Below are 17,302 nucleotides of genomic sequence, written 5' to 3'. Positions count from 1 at the left end.
AGATGTGTTGGTATGGAATCAATTATCTTCCGTCCGCACAAGGAGTCAGTGTACACACTTATAACTTAAATTAAAATATCAATGAAAACATTTTATTGGTCATTAGTCATTATGCTATTGCCAAGCATGGCATACACACAAAACACGGAGAAGGAAAATGAATTTACGATGTCTGTGCAAATCAGACCCCGTGCTGAGTATCGGAACGGAGCTTTGACTCCCCGTAATGAAGGGGAAAGTGCCGCGTCGTTTATAAACAACCGGGCACGTTTGTCTATGGATTACAAGCGTTCGGATTTGGAAATTAAGATGTCGGCACAGCATGTCGGCGTTTGGGGACAAGACCCGCAGATTGATAAGAATGGCCGTTTCATCTTGAATGAAGCATGGGCGAAATTAGATTTCGGACAGGGGTTCTTTGCACAGCTAGGACGTCAGACATTATCTTACGATGATGAACGAATCCTGGGTGGATTGGACTGGAATGTAGCCGGGCGTTATCATGATGCATTGAAACTTGGTTATGCCAACAAGAATAATGAAGTGCACCTTATCCTCGCATTCAATCAGAACGGTGAAAAAACAGCAGGCGGTACGTATTATGATTCTTCCACAGGGCAACCTTATAAGAATATGCAAACTGTATGGTATCACTATAAATCAGATAATATCCCCTTCGGAGCTTCTTTGCTATTTATGAACCTCGGACTGGAAACAGGGGATAAGGCAACAGAAGATTCACATACCCGATACCTGCAAACGACGGGAACTTACCTCACCTATAAAGATAATGGCTGGGATTTGAACGGTGCATTCTACTATCAGATGGGTAAAAACAAATTTGCCCGGAAAGTCTCTGCATTAATGGGAAGCGTACAGGCCGCCTATGCATTTGATAAGACTTGGGGGGCTGTTGCAAGTTTCGATTATCTAAGTGGGGATAAAGGTACTGGTGATAAGTTCAAGGCTTTTGACCCTCTTTATGGTACACACCATAAATTTTACGGAGCAATGGACTACTTCTATGCTTCCACTTTTGCCAACGGTTACGCTCCGGGATTGATGGATGCTCGTATCGGCGGTCGTTTCCGTGCATCTTCCAAGGTGGATATGGAGTTGAACTATCACTATTTCACTACGGCAGTCAAACTTCCTGAACTAAAGAAATCATTAGGTTCGGAAGTCGATTACCAAATCAATTGGTCAATCATGAAGGACGTAAAACTTTCAGCCGGATATTCTTTTATGCTTGGTACGAAGACAATGGATGCAGTGAAAACCGGAAATCATAAGAGCTGGCAGGACTGGGGATGGGTATCATTGAATATCAATCCGAAGGTACTGTTTACAAAATGGTAAATATAGGATAATAGCATTGAAAATAAAATATGGCGCAACTTAAAATAAATATTTTATGTTGCGCCATATTTTATATTATAGGTCTTTTATTACAGATACTTCTCCAAAGCCGTTTTATTCAATATCTCCACCCGCTTTCCTTCCATAGTAACAAGTCCTTCTTTAATCATCTTATTGATTTCTTTCGATAAAGCGGGACGAGACACATTCAAATACTCGGCAAGCTGAGATTGGGTATGCATAATATCCACTACCAAAGAATCCTTTTTCTTATGCTCGTATAAGTAAACGATAAATCTCTCCCGCACCGTCTTGCGTGAAAGGGGTTTTAGGCGTGATACAGTACAAATATTACAATTACCGGCAATACAAAGAAAATTATGTAATACCTGCGGGTCTTGACTGATAACTTTGAAAGTTGACTCTTTAGTTGCCATAAATACGATGCTGTCTTCAAGAGCGGTGAATGTAGCCGGTAAAGTATTGTCTGAATTGAACAGGTGCGGAGTGGCGAAAGTCCGTGGAGCAATGATATATTCAATCATCACTTCGTTTCCTAATCCGTCAATAATATCTGTCCGAAGTTTCCCTTCCAGTAGTACATACAGCTTATTGCAGGGCGTACCTTGCGTTACAACTATCTCTTTCTTTTCCGCTGCATAGACCACAAACTCTAACTTCTCAAGCAAAGAGTGTTTGATATTTGTTGGTAAATCCCGGAAAAGTGGGATTTGAAACAGCTTTTCTTTATGCGAATCGGTCAGTTGTATCTTTTTCATTGCTTCCTGTTGTTCGTATCATGGACAAAGATATAAATTAAATATTAGTGAGAAAAAGATTCGGTTATGTTTTGAAAATAATATGGACAAGAAGTAAGATAAGAGATGTGTGTAAAACCGGGAATCTGTAATTATGGTATGTATCTCTGTAATTTATCTACGTCCGATATACTATTTATTGCCTATTTTTGCAGAGTGGAAATTTGATAAAAGGAATTCTGATAATAGAAAATAATAAAGTAAAGTTATGGCTAAAAAGGTTTTGATTATTTCATCCAGTCCACGTAGAGGTGGCAATTCGGATATGCTTTGTGACGAGTTTATGAAAGGTGCTCTCGAAGCGGGCAATGAAGTGGAAAAGATTTTCTTGAAAGACAAAACTGTTCATCCTTGTACGGGGTGTAGCGTTTGCAGTATGTATGGTAAACCTTGCCCGCAGAAAGATGACGCGGACGAAATTGTAGGAAAGATGATTGCGGCAGATGTGATTGTAATGGCGACTCCTGTTTATTTCTACACCATGTGCGGACAGATGAAGATTATGATTGACCGTTGCTGTGCGCGCTATACGGAAATATCCAATAAAGAGTTTTATTTCATCATTGCGGCAGCAGAAAATGATAAAGCGATGATGGAACGTACTATTGATGGTTTTCGTGGCTTCCTTGATTGCCTGGAAGGACCGCAGGAGAAAGGAACAGTTTATGGAATCGGTGCCTGGAAGGTAGGGGAGATTAAAGATACTCCATATATGCAAGAAGCTTACGAGGTGGGTAAACAACTATAACGCTGACGTAAAAAAAATAGTCATTTTTAGTAGATAATTGTCCTGTTTGTTGGTTCTGCTACAGAATTGTTCTAATTTTGTAGCAGAACTTTTTTTGTCTGGTACAATATCTATCTAAAAGTGAAATATCATGAGTTATAAAATAACGACTCTTGTGGAGAACTGTGTCTATGGCCGCAAGCTACAGGCGGAACACGGACTTTCTTTATAGATTGAAATACATAATATATTGATATGAAGAAATTAATTATTTGTTTATCACTGGCATTAACTACATTATCCGGTTACGCCATTACTCCATTGTGGATGCGCGATGCACGCATTTCACCCGATGGAACAGAAATCGTCTTTTGTTATAAAGGCGATATTTACAAAGTCCCCGCACAGGGAGGAACTGCCGTTCAGTTGACAACACAAGCATCTTATGAAGCCAATCCTGTATGGTCGCCCGATGGTAGGCAAATCGCTTTTGCCAGTGACCGCAATGGTAATTTCGACCTTTTTGTCATGCCTGCCACTGGCGGAACGGCCAAGAGACTGACTTACCATTCAGCATCGGAAATTCCGTCTGCTTTTACGCCGGATGGGAAGTATGTGCTTTTTTCCGCTTCTATTCAAGACCCGGCAGCCAGCGCTTTGTTTCCTACCGGAGCTATGACGGAATTGTATAAAGTTCCTGTTGCCGGCGGACGCACCGAACAAGTCCTGGGCACTCCTGCCGAATGGGTTTGTTTCGACAAAACAGGAAAGAACTTTCTTTATCAAGACCGGAAAGGTTTTGAAGATGAATGGAGAAAACATCATACTTCATCTATCACAAGAGATGTTTGGCTGTGCGATACCCAAACCGGAAAGCACACAAACCTGACTAATCGGGGTGGGGAAGACCGTAACCCTGTTTATGCTCCCGATGGGAATACTGTTTATTTTTTGAGTGAACGCAATGGCGATTCGTTCAACGTTTACTCTTTCCCGTTGAATACTCCGCAGGAAGTGAAAGCAGTAACTACTTTCAAGACTCATCCGGTACGTTTTTTGTCTGTCAGCGATAAGGGTACACTTTGCTATACTTATGATGGCGAGCTTTACACACAAGAGATAAATGCCCGTCCCCAAAAAGTAAAAGTAGAACTTGTTCGAGATAACGAAGAACAGCTTGCCACGCTTAAATTTTCTCAAGGAGCAACTTCTGCCTCTGTATCTCCCGATGGAAAACAGATTGCTTTCATCGTGCGTGGTGATGTCTTTGTCACTTCTACCGACTATGCAACGACCAAGCAGATTACGAATACTCCTGCCAAAGAAGCAGCCGTTTCCTTTGCTCCGGATAACCGTACATTGGTTTATGCCAGTGAACGAACCGGAAACTGGCAACTATACACTGCCAAAATAACCCGTAAAGAAGACCCCAACTTTCCCAACGCTACCCTGATTGAAGAAGAAGTATTACTCCCTTCCAAAACCGTAGAACGCGCTTATCCGAAATATTCACCGGACGGAAAAGAACTGGCTTTTATTGAAGACCGCAACCGATTGATGGTGCTTGACTTGAAAACGAAAAAGGTACGTCAGGTGACGGATGGTTCTACATGGTATAATACCGGTGGTGGATTTGACTATGAATGGTCGCCCGACGGAAAATGGTTCACTCTTGAGTTTATAGGAAATCGCCACGACCCCTATTCGGATATAGGTATAGTCAGTGCACAGGGGGGAACGATTACCAATCTGACGAATAGCGGATATATCAGTGGTTCTCCGCTTTGGGTACTCGATGGAAATGCTATTCTTTTTCAGACAGAACGTTATGGTATGCGTGCACATGCTTCCTGGGGTTCACAACAGGATGTTATGTTAGTATTCCTGAATCAGGATGCTTATGACCGCTATCGCTTGAGCAAAGAAGATTTCGAATTGCTCAAAGAATTTGAGAAAGAACAGAAAAAAGCAAAAGAGAGCGATAAGGATAAAAACAAGAAATCCGATAAAGCTAAAAAGTCAGATAAAGACAAAAAAGAGAAAGACGATAAAGAGAAAGACGCTGAAAAGGATTCTGACGAAGCAGATAAAGATAAGGATAAAACAAAGGATATTGTCGTAGAACTAAACGGCATCGAAGACCGTATCGTCCGTCTTACTCCCAACTCTTCCGACTTGGGCAGTGCCATACTTTCCAAAGACGGAGAGAACCTTTATTATTTCTCTGCTTTTGAAGGTGGATACGACCTTTGGAAGATGAACCTTCGTGAAAAAGAAACGAAACGTTTGCATAAACTGAATTCCGGTTGGGTGTCACTGATGTTGGATAAGAAAGGCGATATATTTTTGCTGGGAAGCAGAAATATGCAGAAGATGGATGCCAAATCGGATGCATTGAAACCAATCAGCTATCAGGCCGAAATGAGAATGGAACTGGCTGCCGAACGTGAAGCTATGTTCGACCATGTCTACAAGCAACATCAGAAACGTTTTTATAATGTCAATATGCACGGAGTAAACTGGGATGCCATGACTGCCGCTTACCGCAAGTTCCTTCCCCATATTGACAACAACTATGACTTTGCAGAATTATTAAGCGAATGGCTAGGTGAGTTGAACGTCTCTCATACAGGAGGACGTTATTCTTCACGAGCTAAGGGAGACGTAACTTCTAATCTTGGTTTATTGTTCGACTGGAATTATCAGGGCAAAGGAATGCAAATCTCAGAAGTCGTGGAGAAAGGGCCGTTCGACCACTCCCGTACCAAAGTAAAAGCCGGCTGCATTATCGAAAAGATAAACGGTGAAGAACTGGCACCCGATAATGACATTACTTACCTGTTGAATAACAAAGCCGGAAAGAAAACCTTGATTTCACTTTATAATCCGCAAAGCAAAGAACGTTGGGAAGAAGTGGTGATGCCTATCACAAGCGGACAACTGAACGGATTGCTATACAAACGTTGGGTAAAACAACGTGCCGCCGATGTTGAGAAATGGTCGAACGGACGCCTTGGGTATGTTCATATTCAATCTATGGGCGACGGTAGTTTCCGTACTGTTTACTCTGATATTTTGGGTAAATACAACAACTGTGACGGAATAGTAATCGATACCCGTTTCAACGGTGGCGGTCGTCTGCACGAAGATATTGAAATACTGTTCAGTGGGAAGAAATACTTCACGCAAGTGGTACGTGGCCGTGAAGCGTGTGATATGCCAAGCCGTCGTTGGAACAAGCCTTCCATTATGTTGCAATGCGAAGCCAACTACTCGAATGCGCATGGCACTCCCTGGGTATACAAACATCAGAAGATAGGCAAGCTGGTCGGTATGCCTGTGCCGGGAACAATGACAAGTGTATCTTGGGAAACATTGCAAGACCCGTCACTGGTATTCGGTATTCCTATTATCGGTTATCGTCTGCCGGATGGAAGCTATTTGGAAAATAGCCAGTTGGAACCTGATATTAAAGTTGCCAATGCCCCCGAAACAGTGGTGAAAGGAGAGGATACGCAACTGAAGATGGCTGTTGGCGAATTGCTTAAAGAAATAGACAGCCAGAATAGATAGTAAATATCGAAGAGAAATATAAAAGCCGTTTCTTTGGGAGATTTAAAGTTCTCTTTCCGAAGAAACGGCTTTTATTATGTTTTATTTCAAAACGGGCAAGAGCTTGTAGAGTGTCTTCCTCGTCATTATCTTCTGATTTAGGAAACTGACAATATATCCTGTGATACAGGCAGCGATAAGAGAGCCTTCGCGTACTCCTTCAATGCATTGGGAGAGGAGAAGGGAAAGTAGTACCGCAAATGTGACTAGCGTAACATCGAAATAGACCTTGAATTTCCCAAACTCTTTGTTGTAGCGGCGGGAAGCATATTTCACAAAGGCTTCCGCACTCATCATGGCGACTTTGGGTTTCAGTTCCAGTACCACACCGATAGATTGTACCATGCATCCTGTAAGCAATAACGCTAACGACATACCATAACTTCCGGGATGCAGGCTGTCGGTAATTGTCATATTGAAATCAATGAATGCCGAGAAGATAAAGGAGAAGGGCAATTGAAGAAGAATCTCGATAATATCCTGCCGGGTTCTGTTCTTTCGGATTAACCAAAACTGTCCCAAGATAAGTACCATATTGATAAGAAAGGTGCAAGTGCCTAATGATAAAGGACTATTCAGGCTTAATACATAGTTTACGCTGGATATAGGGGTGGTTCCCAATGCCGAACGTATGATTAATACTATTCCGGCAGCCAGAAAATACAATCCTATAATAAACACCAAATATCTTTTGCAAACGTCTTTCATTCTCATATCTTCAAAACTTTTTAATTGATTCCTTCTTATGAATTGAAAAGGATATGCAAAGTTCCTGTTTTTTTGCCGGAAATGAATTATCTAATTCCACACAGTTTTTGTCATATCCGAAACAAATCGTATTTTTACATCGAAAAGAAGGAGGCATAAATGGTAAAATCACGTATTTTCGATAATAAGCAGTTGTTGAAGGAACATCCTGAGATTCCTCATTACGAAGAGGACGTCGTTTGTTTCATGAGTGAATACAAAGATAGGAGTTATCCCGAAAATGAACGCTATTTTAACCGGGAACTGCATATGATACTTGTGCTTGAAGGTCGTTCGGAGATTTTGCTGAATGGAGAGTTTATTGCGATAGAGCCTTATATGCTGCTTATTCATGGAGCAAATTATCTCACCGACCATTTATATTCAAGTCCCGATATAAAGTTTATCACTCTTTCCATTTCCGAATCCATGCGGACGGATGATTCTTATCTGACTCAAATAACCGCTATCTTGTTGGCGACGATGAGGCAGAACAAGCAATATACCATACAACTGACTGCATACGAAGCTCAAATCATCCGTCGTGAACTGGAAGTGCTTATGCGTTTGTTGAATATAAAACACCAGTTTCTTTTCCGGAGAATACAGGCGGCGTGTAATGCTTTATTTCTGGATATAGCCGATTTCCTTTCTCGAAAGACAATTATTAAAAAGCAGGTTAGCCATAAAGACCATGTACTGCAAGAGTTTCACGCGCTTGTCACCCGGAATTTCAGGGAAGAGCATTTCGTCGCTTTCTATGCGGATAAGTTGGCTATCAGCGAACAATATCTTGCCCGTATCGTCCGTGCAGGAACAGGAAAGAGTGTAAACAGCATTATTAATGAACTACTGATAATGGAAGCCCGTACATTGCTGAGTTCAACCAAATCCACGATAGGAGACATCGCTTCCGAACTGGGCTTTAGTGATGCAGCCGGATTCTGTAAGTTCTTCAAGAGAAATACCGGGCAGACTCCATTGAATTATCGGAAAGGACTACGGATTTGACTGAAAATAAAAGTAGGTTGATGCATATCTCCCGTTACGGAAGTGCATCAACCTACATGAATATATAATGAACTGGTCGGGTATTTTCTAACCGATAATCTTTCTGATATCTTCTACAATCAGTTCATCTGTCAGATGATTGGCACGAAGTAACTCTTGTACATCATAACGGTCTACGAATTCTTTCTTTGCTCCGTAATTCAGTACTTTCATATCGCTGGCGCCATAATAGCGGGCAATTTTTTCGCCGAAACCGCCGTCCAGTACACCGTCTTCCAGGGTAATCACTAATTGGTGGTCAGCTTTCAGCTCTTCCATTAATTCATTATCAACGCCGGTGATGTAGCGCGGATTGATGAGTGTTGCGTCAATATTGGCTTTTTCTTTCAGGAGTGATACAACCGACTGTCCTAATCCGAAGAACGAACCTAACGCCACGATAGCCACCTTCGAGCCACGATGAGCGACTTTATAACGATTGAGAACGCCGTAATCGGATTCCACAGACTCGCCACAGCTAGTCACATCTGTTGCAGGCACACGAATAGCAACCGGGTGTTCATTCTGACGGATACCCCATTCCAACATGGCAAGATATTCCTCTTTGCAGGTGGGTGCCAGATAAACCATGTTCGGGATATTGCTGATAAGCGGAATGTCGAAGAAGCAGAGATGAGTTACATCATTCATGCCGGACAATGTCCCCCAGAATACCAACAGGACTGCCGGATTATTGTTGATGCAGAGGTCTTGCGAGAGTTGGTCGTAAGAGCGCTGGATGAACGTACTATATACTCCATAAACAGGTTTTCCTCCGTTAGCTGCAATACCGGAAGCAAGCGCCACTGCGTGTTCTTCGGCAATGCCGACATCTACAAACTGCTTGCCTGCTTCCTGACGGCGGTCGGGAGTAAATCCGAGCACAGCAGGAGTGCCCGAAGTGATTGTTACCACACGTTTGTCTTCTTTCATCTTTTTCAGCAGATAATGGGCAGTCACTTCGCTATAATCTTCCGCAGTTTCGTCAAACTTAGATTCTCCGGTTTCTATATTGAACGGAGTACGCCAGTGGTAAGTCTCCTTGTCTTGTTCTGCACGTTCATACCCTTTGCCTTTCAGAGTATTGATGTGTACTACTATCGGATGCCGGATATCTTTCACTTTAGAGAAAGCCTCAACCAATGCTTCTACGTTGTTGCCGTCGTTCACGTACATATAATCCAATCCCATAGCCTTGAAGAAGTTACATTCACACTGACCGTTACTGTCACGCAACTCTTTCAGGTTCTTGTACAGTCCACCGTGATTTTCGGCAATAGACATTTGATTGTCATTGACAATAATAATCATGTTTGTACCAAGCTCTGCCACATAGTCCAATCCTTCGAATGCCTCGCCGCCACTTAAAGAACCGTCGCCTATCACGGCTATGATATTCTCATTGCCACCGGTCAGGTCGCGCCCCTTCGCCAATCCGCTGGCAAGGCTGACAGAAGTGGAAGTATGGCCGATAACAAAGAAATCATGCTTGCTTTCTTGCGGTTCGGAATAACCGGATACATTGTCATATTCAGCCGGATAGAGGAAAGCGTCTTTTCGTCCGGTCAGCATCTTATGTACATAACTCTGATGCGATACATCAAACACAATCTTATCTTCCGGTGAATTGAATACATAATGCAAAGCAATAGTCGCTTCCACCATTCCGAAATTAGGTCCGAAATGTCCGCCATGTTCGCTCAACTTTTGTAGGAGTGAGACCCGGATTTCATTGCTTAATTCATCAAGTTCCTTAAATGATAACTTCTTTACGTCTGCAGGAGAGTAAATATTTTCTAAATACATATCAATTAGTTTTTTAACGTTTATACCTGTTCTCTTTATCACACTGCAAAGATACTGCCGATTTTAGATTCGGTTTGTATATAGATTACGGATTATTTTACCTATATTACCGACCTTGGATAATGAGACAGGTAATAAACGTAAAAATAGTAAGTAATAGACAACATTGGAGGGCGACAGATATGAATAGTGATTATAAAGTGGGCGATTTAATTTATGATGCAAATATTTATGATGCAATGAATACTAACATGGATGATTTGCAATTTTATAAGCGATGGTTGCCTGAAAGTAAGGCTGCCCGAATACTTGAACTTTGTTGTGGTACAGGCAGGCTTACTCTTCCCATAGCAAAGGAAGGATATGATATTACTGGAGTTGATTATACACCTTCAATGCTTGCCCAGGCAAAGAATAAAGCTTCTGAAGCAGGATTGGAAATAAGTTTTATCGAGGCAGATATCAGAACTTTGAATTTGTCGCGAAAATACGACTTTATCTTTATTCCATTTAATTCGATTCATCATTTATATAAGAATGAAGATTTATTTAAGGTATTTAGCGTCGTTAAGAATCACCTCAAAGACGGCGGCTTATTTCTGTTTGATTGTTTTAATCCGAATATCCAATATATAGTTGAAGGTGAAAAAGAGCAGAAGGAAATTGCCACATATACAACTGATGACGGCAGGGAAGTATTGATAAAGCAGACTATGCGATATGAAAATAAAACTCAGATTAACCGTATCGAATGGCATTATTTTATCAATGGCAAGTTTAATTCTATTCAAAATCTGGATATGAGAATGTTTTTCCCTCAAGAATTAGACTCATATTTGGAATGGAATGGCTTTCATATTATTCATAAGTATGGAGGATTTGAAGAAGAAGTGTTTGATGATAATTCGGCAAAACAGATATTTGTTTGTCAATGCCAGTTCGGATATTGAGGATCTATTGCCTCTAATCTCAATATTTTTTCTTTCATGTAAAATTGGGTTTTCAAGTATAAAGATTGTCTTTACTGCAAATATTTTCTGTCTCCACAGGAAACATATGTATTTATTTCCTGTCTTTTTAGAATTTCCTATTAATCTGTAATTGGGGTTATTATCTCTGTAATTTATCTACAATCACTTCACTTTATTCTCCCGACCTTTGTAACGTCAAATAAAACTCTGTACCTCAGCGTGTATGGAGTTAATTTAATAGAGAATATGAAATCATTTATCGGCAGGCTTTACGCCATTTCTGTTGATGATAAATATCCTCAAAAAGATTCGTCTTCTCAACCGGGCGCTGGGTTGGAATGAAGTGGGCTGTATTGTGTCGGTGGTTGTACCGGATGCGAGAAACTGGCGAGGCAGATTGATAAAGAATATCTTGAAAACGCCTATAAACTGGCGTTGGAATTATAAATTACATATAATAGTTATGGAACAAAAGAATAAACTAAAACTCAGTTCGGGCGGTTTGCTCGTCTTTATCCTTACGGTCGGTGTGTTTGGAATTATAAATACCGAAATGGGAGTAGTGGGTATCCTGCCCTTGATAGCTGAAACGTTCAACGTCTCCGTACCACAGGCTGGCTGGACGGTAAGTGTTTTCGCGTTGGTGGTGGCTGTGTCGGCCCCTATGACTCCTTTATTGTTTTCGGGGATGAACCGGAAGAAAGTGATGTTACTGGCATTGGGATTGTTTACAGTAAGCAATATAATCTCCATGCTTACTTCTAACTTCACCATATTACTGATTGCCCGGATACTTCCCGCTTTCCTGCATCCGGTCTATGTCTCGATGGCTTTTACGGTAGCCGCGGCGTCTGTCGGCAAGGAACAGGCTCCCAAGGCTGTTTCTAAAGTTTTTGTTGGTGTGTCCGCCGGTATGGTACTGGGCGTTCCGGTGACCAGTTTCATTGCCAGCGAAGTTTCGTTCTCCATGGCGATGTTGTTTTTCACAGTTGTGAATGTATTGGTGTTTGTGGCTACCATTCTATTTATACCCTCCATGCCTGTGAAAGAAAAAGTATCTTATGGTGCACAGCTTAGCGTATTGAAGAAAACGGCGATGTGGTATTCAATCATTGCCGTAACCTTAATTAATGGAGCCATGTTCGGATTCTTCAGCTATATGTCGGATTACTTGAAAACAGTGACGGAAGTTTCCTATAGTGTAATCAGTACCGTACTGCTTGTATATGGTCTGGCAAATATTGTGGGGAATGTGATAGCGGGGAAACTACTTTCTGTAAACGCCAAGTGTTCAATCATCATCATGCCTTTTGCACTCTTAGTCTCATATATCTGTCTCTTCTTCGTTGGAAAATGGATTACGGCTATGGTGATAATCATCTTGATTTTAGGTGTATTGGCAGGTATAGCTAGTAATAATATGCAGTATATGATTACGGATTCCGCTCCCGAAGCTCCTGATTTTGCCAATGGAATGTTTTTGACTTCCGCCAATTTGGGTACGACGATTGGCACGGCTATATGCGGAGCTTTCATTACGGAAATGGGCACGCGCTATTCCGTTTTCGGTGCACTGCTTTTTCTGATTGCAAGTATGGTATTTGTTTATTTACGTGTTTGTGTGCCCCATTCCCGCAAACTGGTTAAAATGGATATTATAGCAGAATGATGAAAAATATATAATCTGTAATTTGGGTAATAATGTCAGTAATTCATCTACAGGCAGTTTCTTTATTTCACCGTATTTTTGCAAAGTAAAAAGTAGATAATCAATTCTTTAATTACTAAAACACTAGAGATATGAAACGGATTTTATTATTAACAACTGTATTTATTATGATGCTCGGAACTGGTTTTTCTTCTGCACAGACAGATGCGGATAACTTTTATAAAAGTGATTTGGTAAGTGTGGAGAAAGTCTTTTTTCCCAACCAGTATAAAATGAAGGTAGCCGGAAATTTGTTTCTGCCAAAGAATATGAAAGAAGGGGATAAATACCCTGCAATCATTGTCGGGCATCCTATGGGAGCTGTCAAGGAACAGAGTGCGAATCTTTACGCAACGAAAATGGCGGAACGGGGTTTTGTGACACTTTCCATAGATCTGTCTTTTTGGGGTGGGAGTGAAGGCGAACCGCGCAATGCCGTTCTACCGGAAGTCTATGCGGAAGACTTTAGTGCCGCGGTAGATTTTTTGGGTACACGTTCGTTTGTCGATCGAAATCTTATCGGTGTAATTGGCATTTGCGGCAGTGGAAGTTTCGCTATCAGTGCGGCAAAAATAGATCCTCGTCTTAAAGCCATTGCAACAATCAGTATGTATAATATGGGGACAGCCAGCCGCAACGGACTGAAACACACATTGACCCTGGAACAGAGAAAGCAGATTATGGCAGAAGCCGCCGAACAGCGTTATGCGGAATTCTTGGGGGAAGAGACGAAATACACCGGTGGCACAGTGCATGAACTGACCGAGAAGTCCACTCCGATAGAACGCGAATTTTATGAGTTCTACCGGACACAGAGAGGAGAATTCACTCCCGAAGGAGCAACTTCTCTGACTACGACTCATCCAACCCTTTCAAGCAACGTGAAATTTCTGAATTTCTATCCCTTCGCAGATATTGAAACGATTTCACCCCGCCCTATGCTTTTCATCACCGGAGAGAACGCCCACTCGCGCGAATTCAGTGAGGATGCCTATCGACTGGCTGGCGAACCAAAAGAACTGTATATAGTGCCCGGTGCAGGACACGTAGACCTTTACGACCGTGTGAGCCTTATACCGTTTAATAAACTGGAATCTTTCTTCAAGGAGTATCTGAAGAAATAAATATGAATCATTATGAGATACTATATAATAGCAATCTGTGTCCTGTTGGCATTATCTGTTGGTTCCGTATCATGTGGCGAGGGGGAACCATTACAGGGGAGAGGGCAGCAGGTTCCCCCGGATAATGAAAATAGCAACTCTAGTAATAATAACAATAATAATGAAGACGTCCCTGTGAGCAATAACCTTAAAATAACAATCGGTTCTGTTTCGTTCAATGCTACTTTGGAGAGTAATGAAACAACTAAAGAATTCAAGAAATTACTGCCACTGACAGTAAAGATGTCCGAATTGAATGGCAATGAAAAACTGTTTTATCTGCAAAACAGTTTGCCGACAGCTTCTTTCAATCCAAGAACTATTCAAACGGGAGATTTGATGCTTTACGGCTCTACTTGTGTGGTATTGTTTTATGAGAGTTTTTCAACTCCATATACTTACACCCGACTGGGAGGTATAACGAATCCTTCGGGATTGGCTTCTGCCGTCGGTACAGGAAGTGTAAATGTGACTTTTGAAATAACAGACTAAAAAATAAACTAATGGAACGAAAGAATATGGAGGTGAACGTCCTCTATTTGCAACCCACGACCTTCAACCGGAAGATGTGACCCTAAAACGGGAACTATTCGTTCCAGTACTGCAAGAATGTGGAAATACGTAATGCGGTTGTCAACTCCAAAGATGCATTCTGGAATATGGAGAATATAACTGTCTATGATTCCGAACTGAACGGCGAATACTTGGGTTGGCATTCTTCGAAGAATATCTGCCTGAATTTCCGGTGGTGATGTTGGAAGGTACTTATTTGGTTTGGGTGGATTGTGCAGTGCTGCTCCAGTCGTCGGACGAGATTGTGAAGAACTTGTTGGAGAAAGAAAAATTATGGGTGAACGAAGGCGGTTTGTATGGAGAAGCTGGTGAAGGTTTTATCCATATCAATATTGCGTGTCCGTGACAGCGGTTGATAGAAGGACTAAACAGGTTGAGGCGGGTATTGAAATAATAAATACGGGTAGTAAGTCCGCCTAAGGATTCCATCAAACTTTCGGGCGTGCATGCGGCATGACTTTATCTGTACGCCTGATGAAGAAGTATCCACCCACCGTACGGACACTATTAGGAAAGAGTTGGAAGATTCTGTGGCAGCCATTCCGGTTGTCGGTGACCGTTATAATGCGGAACAGCAGAAACAGGTGGGAACTTAAATTTGCTACCAGTCCTGTGAATCAGTAATTTTGGTTCTTATATCTGTAATTTGTATCATAAAGAGTTGGTATAGAACAGCTAACTTTGCACTACTAGAAAATAATAATAAAAAAACATAGAGATTATGAAGTACAGGAAATTAGGAAAAAGCGGACTTGAAGTATCTGCTATCAGTTTGGGATGTATGGGGATGAGCCATGGTTATGGTGCTGCATCTGATACGAATGAAATGATAAATCTTATTCGTAAGGCATACGAGCTTGGTGTCACTTTTTTTGATACGGCCGAAGTTTACGGTCCTTATATCAATGAAGAATTGGTGGGGGAAGCATTGAAACCTCTCCGCGATAAAGTGGTTATTGCAACGAAATTTGGGATTCAGATGAAAGACGGGAAACAATTGCTGGACAGTCATCCCGAAACAATCCGTCGTTCTGTGGAGGGGTCATTAAAACGTTTGCGGACAGACCACATTGATTTGTACTATCAGCATCGTGTTGATGAAAATGTTCCCATAGAGGAAATGGCGGTCATTAATAAAAAATTGTCAGAAATCGTTCTTGCGGGAGAACGTTATCAGGAAGAATTGGCTAAACGGGTGGGACGTTGAGTTACTATTTGTTTATCAGAGAGTTTGTGAATAATAACCCATGTATATCATATGAGAAGATTATTTTTTATTTTTGTAACAGTCGTTGGGATGATACACATTCCGATGCAATCTATAAGTGCACAGAATATGAAAAAAGAAGAAGTTCCTCAAAACATCAGCGCATTTCCGATAGGAAAGGAGAATGCAGGATTTGAACAATATTTCACGGGAAAATCTTGGTTGGCACCGCTGACTGCTAATGAAGACTTGAATGTACCCATGTTTAATGTTACTTTTGAACCCGGTTGCCGGAATAACTGGCATAGCCATACAGGAGGACAAATCCTGATTGCTGTCGGAGGTGTGGGCTATTATCAGGAACGTGGTAAAGCGGCACGTCGTTTGCTTCCCGGTGATGTGGTTGAAATCGCTCCGAACATAGAACATTGGCACGGTGCAGCCCCCGATAGCTGGTTCTCGCATCTGGCTATCGAATGTAATCCGCAGACTAACAAGAATACGTGGCTGGAACGTGTAGACGACCGGCAATATGCCGAAGCAACGAAAGACAACGTGGCAACCGGATTAAAAGCCACCGACCCCGAGTTGGACGGAATATTTAGTAATTTTACAAAGGAGGTGCAGGGATATGGTGACTTGGACACTAAAACCCGCCTTATGGTAACTTTGGCATCCAATATTGCTTCGCAAGGACAGTCTGAATACCGTATTACACTCGAAAACGCCCTTAATGAAGGCATTGCTCCGATAGAAGTGAAGGAAATCCTTTATCAGGCAGTGGCTTATGCAGGCATGGCTAAGGTGCGGGATTTTATTGGTATCACCAATGATATATTACTTGCCCGTGGCGTGCGTCTTCCTTTAGAGGGACAGTCGGTTGTATCACTTGAAACCCGTTTCGACAAAGGGCTGGAGTTACAGAAATCCATTTTTGGTGAACGGATAGAACAGATGCATAAGAACGCTCCCGAAAATCAGAAGCATATCCAGCGTTATCTCTCCGCCAACTGCTTCGGAGACTATCAGACCCGTAGAGGATTGAATGTAAAGACACGCGAGTTGATAACGTTTTCAATACTTGTTTCCTTAGGAGGTTGTGAGTCGCAAGTTAAGGGACACATACAGGGAAATGTCAACGTGGGTAATAATAAAGATACGTTGCTGGCTGTCGTCACACAATTATTGCCATTTATTGGCTATCCGCGTACACTCAATGCCATAGCTTGTCTGAATGAGGTGATTCCGGAAAAGTAAAAAAAAGCGTTTGCCAAATCCCGGAGAAGTTTTAATCACTTATTCTCCGGGATTTGGCAAACGCTTTTTAATGTTGTATATAGTTTGTGCCTGCCTTGGTGGTTAAATCTTAAAATATATTTCCCACTTGTTGGAAACTTCACGAGGCAGGGTAATAAACCCCTTCTCAGATAACTGATTCACTACCGTATGTATGCCGGAAATAATGCAAGGATATGCGCTTACTAAATAGGATTATTGTATTGAAATTATTGCTGTCCGATAAACCTTTTTATTGCAAGATAAAATTAGGGTCGATTCCATT

The 17,302-nt window shown here is 41.7% G+C and carries 12 protein-coding genes and 4 pseudogenes; 13 read left to right on the top strand and 3 right to left on the bottom strand.

What is annotated here, in order from left to right; translation table 11 throughout:
- Nucleotides 1-81 precede the first annotated feature (81 nt).
- Nucleotides 82-1,359, top strand: coding sequence for an alginate export family protein (locus tag RDN93_RS19080; protein ID WP_308746959.1), 1,278 nt, complete (start codon nucleotides 82-84; stop codon nucleotides 1,357-1,359).
- 89 nt (nucleotides 1,360-1,448) lie between these two features.
- On the opposite strand, the gene RDN93_RS19075 is transcribed toward RDN93_RS19080, so the two are convergent.
- On the bottom strand, nucleotides 1,449-2,138 hold the full coding sequence (locus tag RDN93_RS19075; RefSeq protein WP_308746958.1) for a Crp/Fnr family transcriptional regulator: 690 nt from the start codon (nucleotides 2,136-2,138) through the stop codon (nucleotides 1,449-1,451).
- Between the two features lie 247 nt (nucleotides 2,139-2,385).
- Here RDN93_RS19075 and RDN93_RS19070 point away from each other — a divergent pair, with 247 nt between their 5' ends.
- Both RDN93_RS19070 and RDN93_RS19065 read left to right on the top strand, forming a co-directional pair.
- Nucleotides 2,386-2,925, top strand: coding sequence for a flavodoxin family protein (locus RDN93_RS19070; RefSeq protein ID WP_308746957.1), 540 nt, complete (start codon nucleotides 2,386-2,388; stop codon nucleotides 2,923-2,925).
- A gap of 234 nt (nucleotides 2,926-3,159) precedes the next feature.
- A complete protein-coding gene (locus RDN93_RS19065; protein ID WP_308746956.1) occupies nucleotides 3,160-6,477 on the top strand; it encodes a S41 family peptidase in 3,318 nt (1,105 codons plus the stop codon).
- 81 nt (nucleotides 6,478-6,558) lie between these two features.
- Here the strand turns inward: RDN93_RS19065 and RDN93_RS19060 are convergent, their stop codons facing one another.
- Nucleotides 6,559-7,230, bottom strand: a complete 672-nt coding sequence (locus RDN93_RS19060) for a DUF6198 family protein (protein WP_308746955.1) — start codon at nucleotides 7,228-7,230, stop codon at nucleotides 6,559-6,561.
- Nucleotides 7,231-7,383: 153 nt separating this feature from the next.
- On the opposite strand from RDN93_RS19060, the gene RDN93_RS19055 reads away from it, so the two are divergent.
- The gene (locus RDN93_RS19055) at nucleotides 7,384-8,274 is read left to right on the top strand and encodes an AraC family transcriptional regulator (RefSeq protein ID WP_308746954.1); all 891 of its coding nucleotides are present in this window, start codon (nucleotides 7,384-7,386) and stop codon (nucleotides 8,272-8,274) included.
- An 87-nt stretch (nucleotides 8,275-8,361) separates the two neighbouring features.
- On the opposite strand, the gene RDN93_RS19050 is transcribed toward RDN93_RS19055, so the two are convergent.
- Nucleotides 8,362-10,119, bottom strand: a complete 1,758-nt coding sequence (locus RDN93_RS19050; RefSeq protein ID WP_308746953.1) for a 1-deoxy-D-xylulose-5-phosphate synthase — start codon at nucleotides 10,117-10,119, stop codon at nucleotides 8,362-8,364.
- 182 nt (nucleotides 10,120-10,301) lie between these two features.
- On the opposite strand from RDN93_RS19050, the gene RDN93_RS19045 reads away from it, so the two are divergent.
- From RDN93_RS19045 to RDN93_RS19005, 9 genes and pseudogenes are all read left to right on the top strand, one after another.
- The gene (locus RDN93_RS19045; protein WP_308746952.1) at nucleotides 10,302-11,069 is read left to right on the top strand and encodes a class I SAM-dependent methyltransferase; all 768 of its coding nucleotides are present in this window, start codon (nucleotides 10,302-10,304) and stop codon (nucleotides 11,067-11,069) included.
- Nucleotides 11,070-11,553: 484 nt separating this feature from the next.
- Nucleotides 11,554-12,759 (top strand): MFS transporter, encoded by a 1,206-nt coding sequence (locus tag RDN93_RS19040; RefSeq protein WP_308746960.1) that lies wholly within the window; start codon nucleotides 11,554-11,556, stop codon nucleotides 12,757-12,759.
- A 131-nt stretch (nucleotides 12,760-12,890) separates the two neighbouring features.
- On the top strand, nucleotides 12,891-13,922 hold the full coding sequence (locus tag RDN93_RS19035) for an alpha/beta hydrolase (protein WP_308746951.1): 1,032 nt from the start codon (nucleotides 12,891-12,893) through the stop codon (nucleotides 13,920-13,922).
- 12 nt (nucleotides 13,923-13,934) lie between these two features.
- Nucleotides 13,935-14,453, top strand: coding sequence for a cyclophilin-like fold protein (locus RDN93_RS19030; protein ID WP_308746950.1), 519 nt, complete (start codon nucleotides 13,935-13,937; stop codon nucleotides 14,451-14,453).
- A gap of 86 nt (nucleotides 14,454-14,539) precedes the next feature.
- Nucleotides 14,540-14,698: pseudogene (locus tag RDN93_RS19025) on the top strand (DUF3737 family protein); the annotation flags it as partial.
- Nucleotides 14,677-14,880: pseudogene (locus tag RDN93_RS19020) on the top strand (cystathionine beta-lyase); the annotation flags it as partial. The pseudogenes RDN93_RS19025 and RDN93_RS19020, both read left to right, overlap by 22 nt.
- Before the next feature lie 166 nt (nucleotides 14,881-15,046).
- A pseudogene (locus RDN93_RS19015) lies at nucleotides 15,047-15,130 on the top strand (aldo/keto reductase); the annotation flags it as partial.
- A gap of 125 nt (nucleotides 15,131-15,255) precedes the next feature.
- Nucleotides 15,256-15,660: pseudogene (locus tag RDN93_RS19010) on the top strand (aldo/keto reductase); the annotation flags it as partial.
- Between the two features lie 132 nt (nucleotides 15,661-15,792).
- A complete protein-coding gene (locus tag RDN93_RS19005) occupies nucleotides 15,793-16,998 on the top strand; it encodes a carboxymuconolactone decarboxylase family protein (RefSeq protein WP_308746949.1) in 1,206 nt (401 codons plus the stop codon).
- Nucleotides 16,999-17,302 lie beyond the last annotated feature (304 nt).

It is taken from the genome of uncultured Bacteroides sp. (assembly GCF_902491285.1).
Lineage (GTDB): Bacteria > Bacteroidota > Bacteroidia > Bacteroidales > Bacteroidaceae > Bacteroides.
The sequence above is the reverse complement of the archived record's forward strand: the minus strand, read 5'-3'. Positions and strand labels throughout refer to the sequence as shown.

Coding starts and splice junctions, on each gene's coding strand:
- RDN93_RS19080 (WP_308746959.1), top strand. CDS start 82: ATGAAAACATTTTATTGGTCATTAGTCATTATGCTATTGCCAAGCATG.
- RDN93_RS19075 (WP_308746958.1), bottom strand. CDS start 2,138: ATGAAAAAGATACAACTGACCGATTCGCATAAAGAAAAGCTGTTTCAA.
- RDN93_RS19070 (WP_308746957.1), top strand. CDS start 2,386: ATGGCTAAAAAGGTTTTGATTATTTCATCCAGTCCACGTAGAGGTGGC.
- RDN93_RS19065 (WP_308746956.1), top strand. CDS start 3,160: ATGAAGAAATTAATTATTTGTTTATCACTGGCATTAACTACATTATCC.
- RDN93_RS19060 (WP_308746955.1), bottom strand. CDS start 7,230: ATGAGAATGAAAGACGTTTGCAAAAGATATTTGGTGTTTATTATAGGA.
- RDN93_RS19055 (WP_308746954.1), top strand. CDS start 7,384: ATGGTAAAATCACGTATTTTCGATAATAAGCAGTTGTTGAAGGAACAT.
- RDN93_RS19050 (WP_308746953.1), bottom strand. CDS start 10,119: ATGTATTTAGAAAATATTTACTCTCCTGCAGACGTAAAGAAGTTATCA.
- RDN93_RS19045 (WP_308746952.1), top strand. CDS start 10,302: ATGAATAGTGATTATAAAGTGGGCGATTTAATTTATGATGCAAATATT.
- RDN93_RS19040 (WP_308746960.1), top strand. CDS start 11,554: ATGGAACAAAAGAATAAACTAAAACTCAGTTCGGGCGGTTTGCTCGTC.
- RDN93_RS19035 (WP_308746951.1), top strand. CDS start 12,891: ATGAAACGGATTTTATTATTAACAACTGTATTTATTATGATGCTCGGA.
- RDN93_RS19030 (WP_308746950.1), top strand. CDS start 13,935: ATGAGATACTATATAATAGCAATCTGTGTCCTGTTGGCATTATCTGTT.
- RDN93_RS19005 (WP_308746949.1), top strand. CDS start 15,793: ATGAGAAGATTATTTTTTATTTTTGTAACAGTCGTTGGGATGATACAC.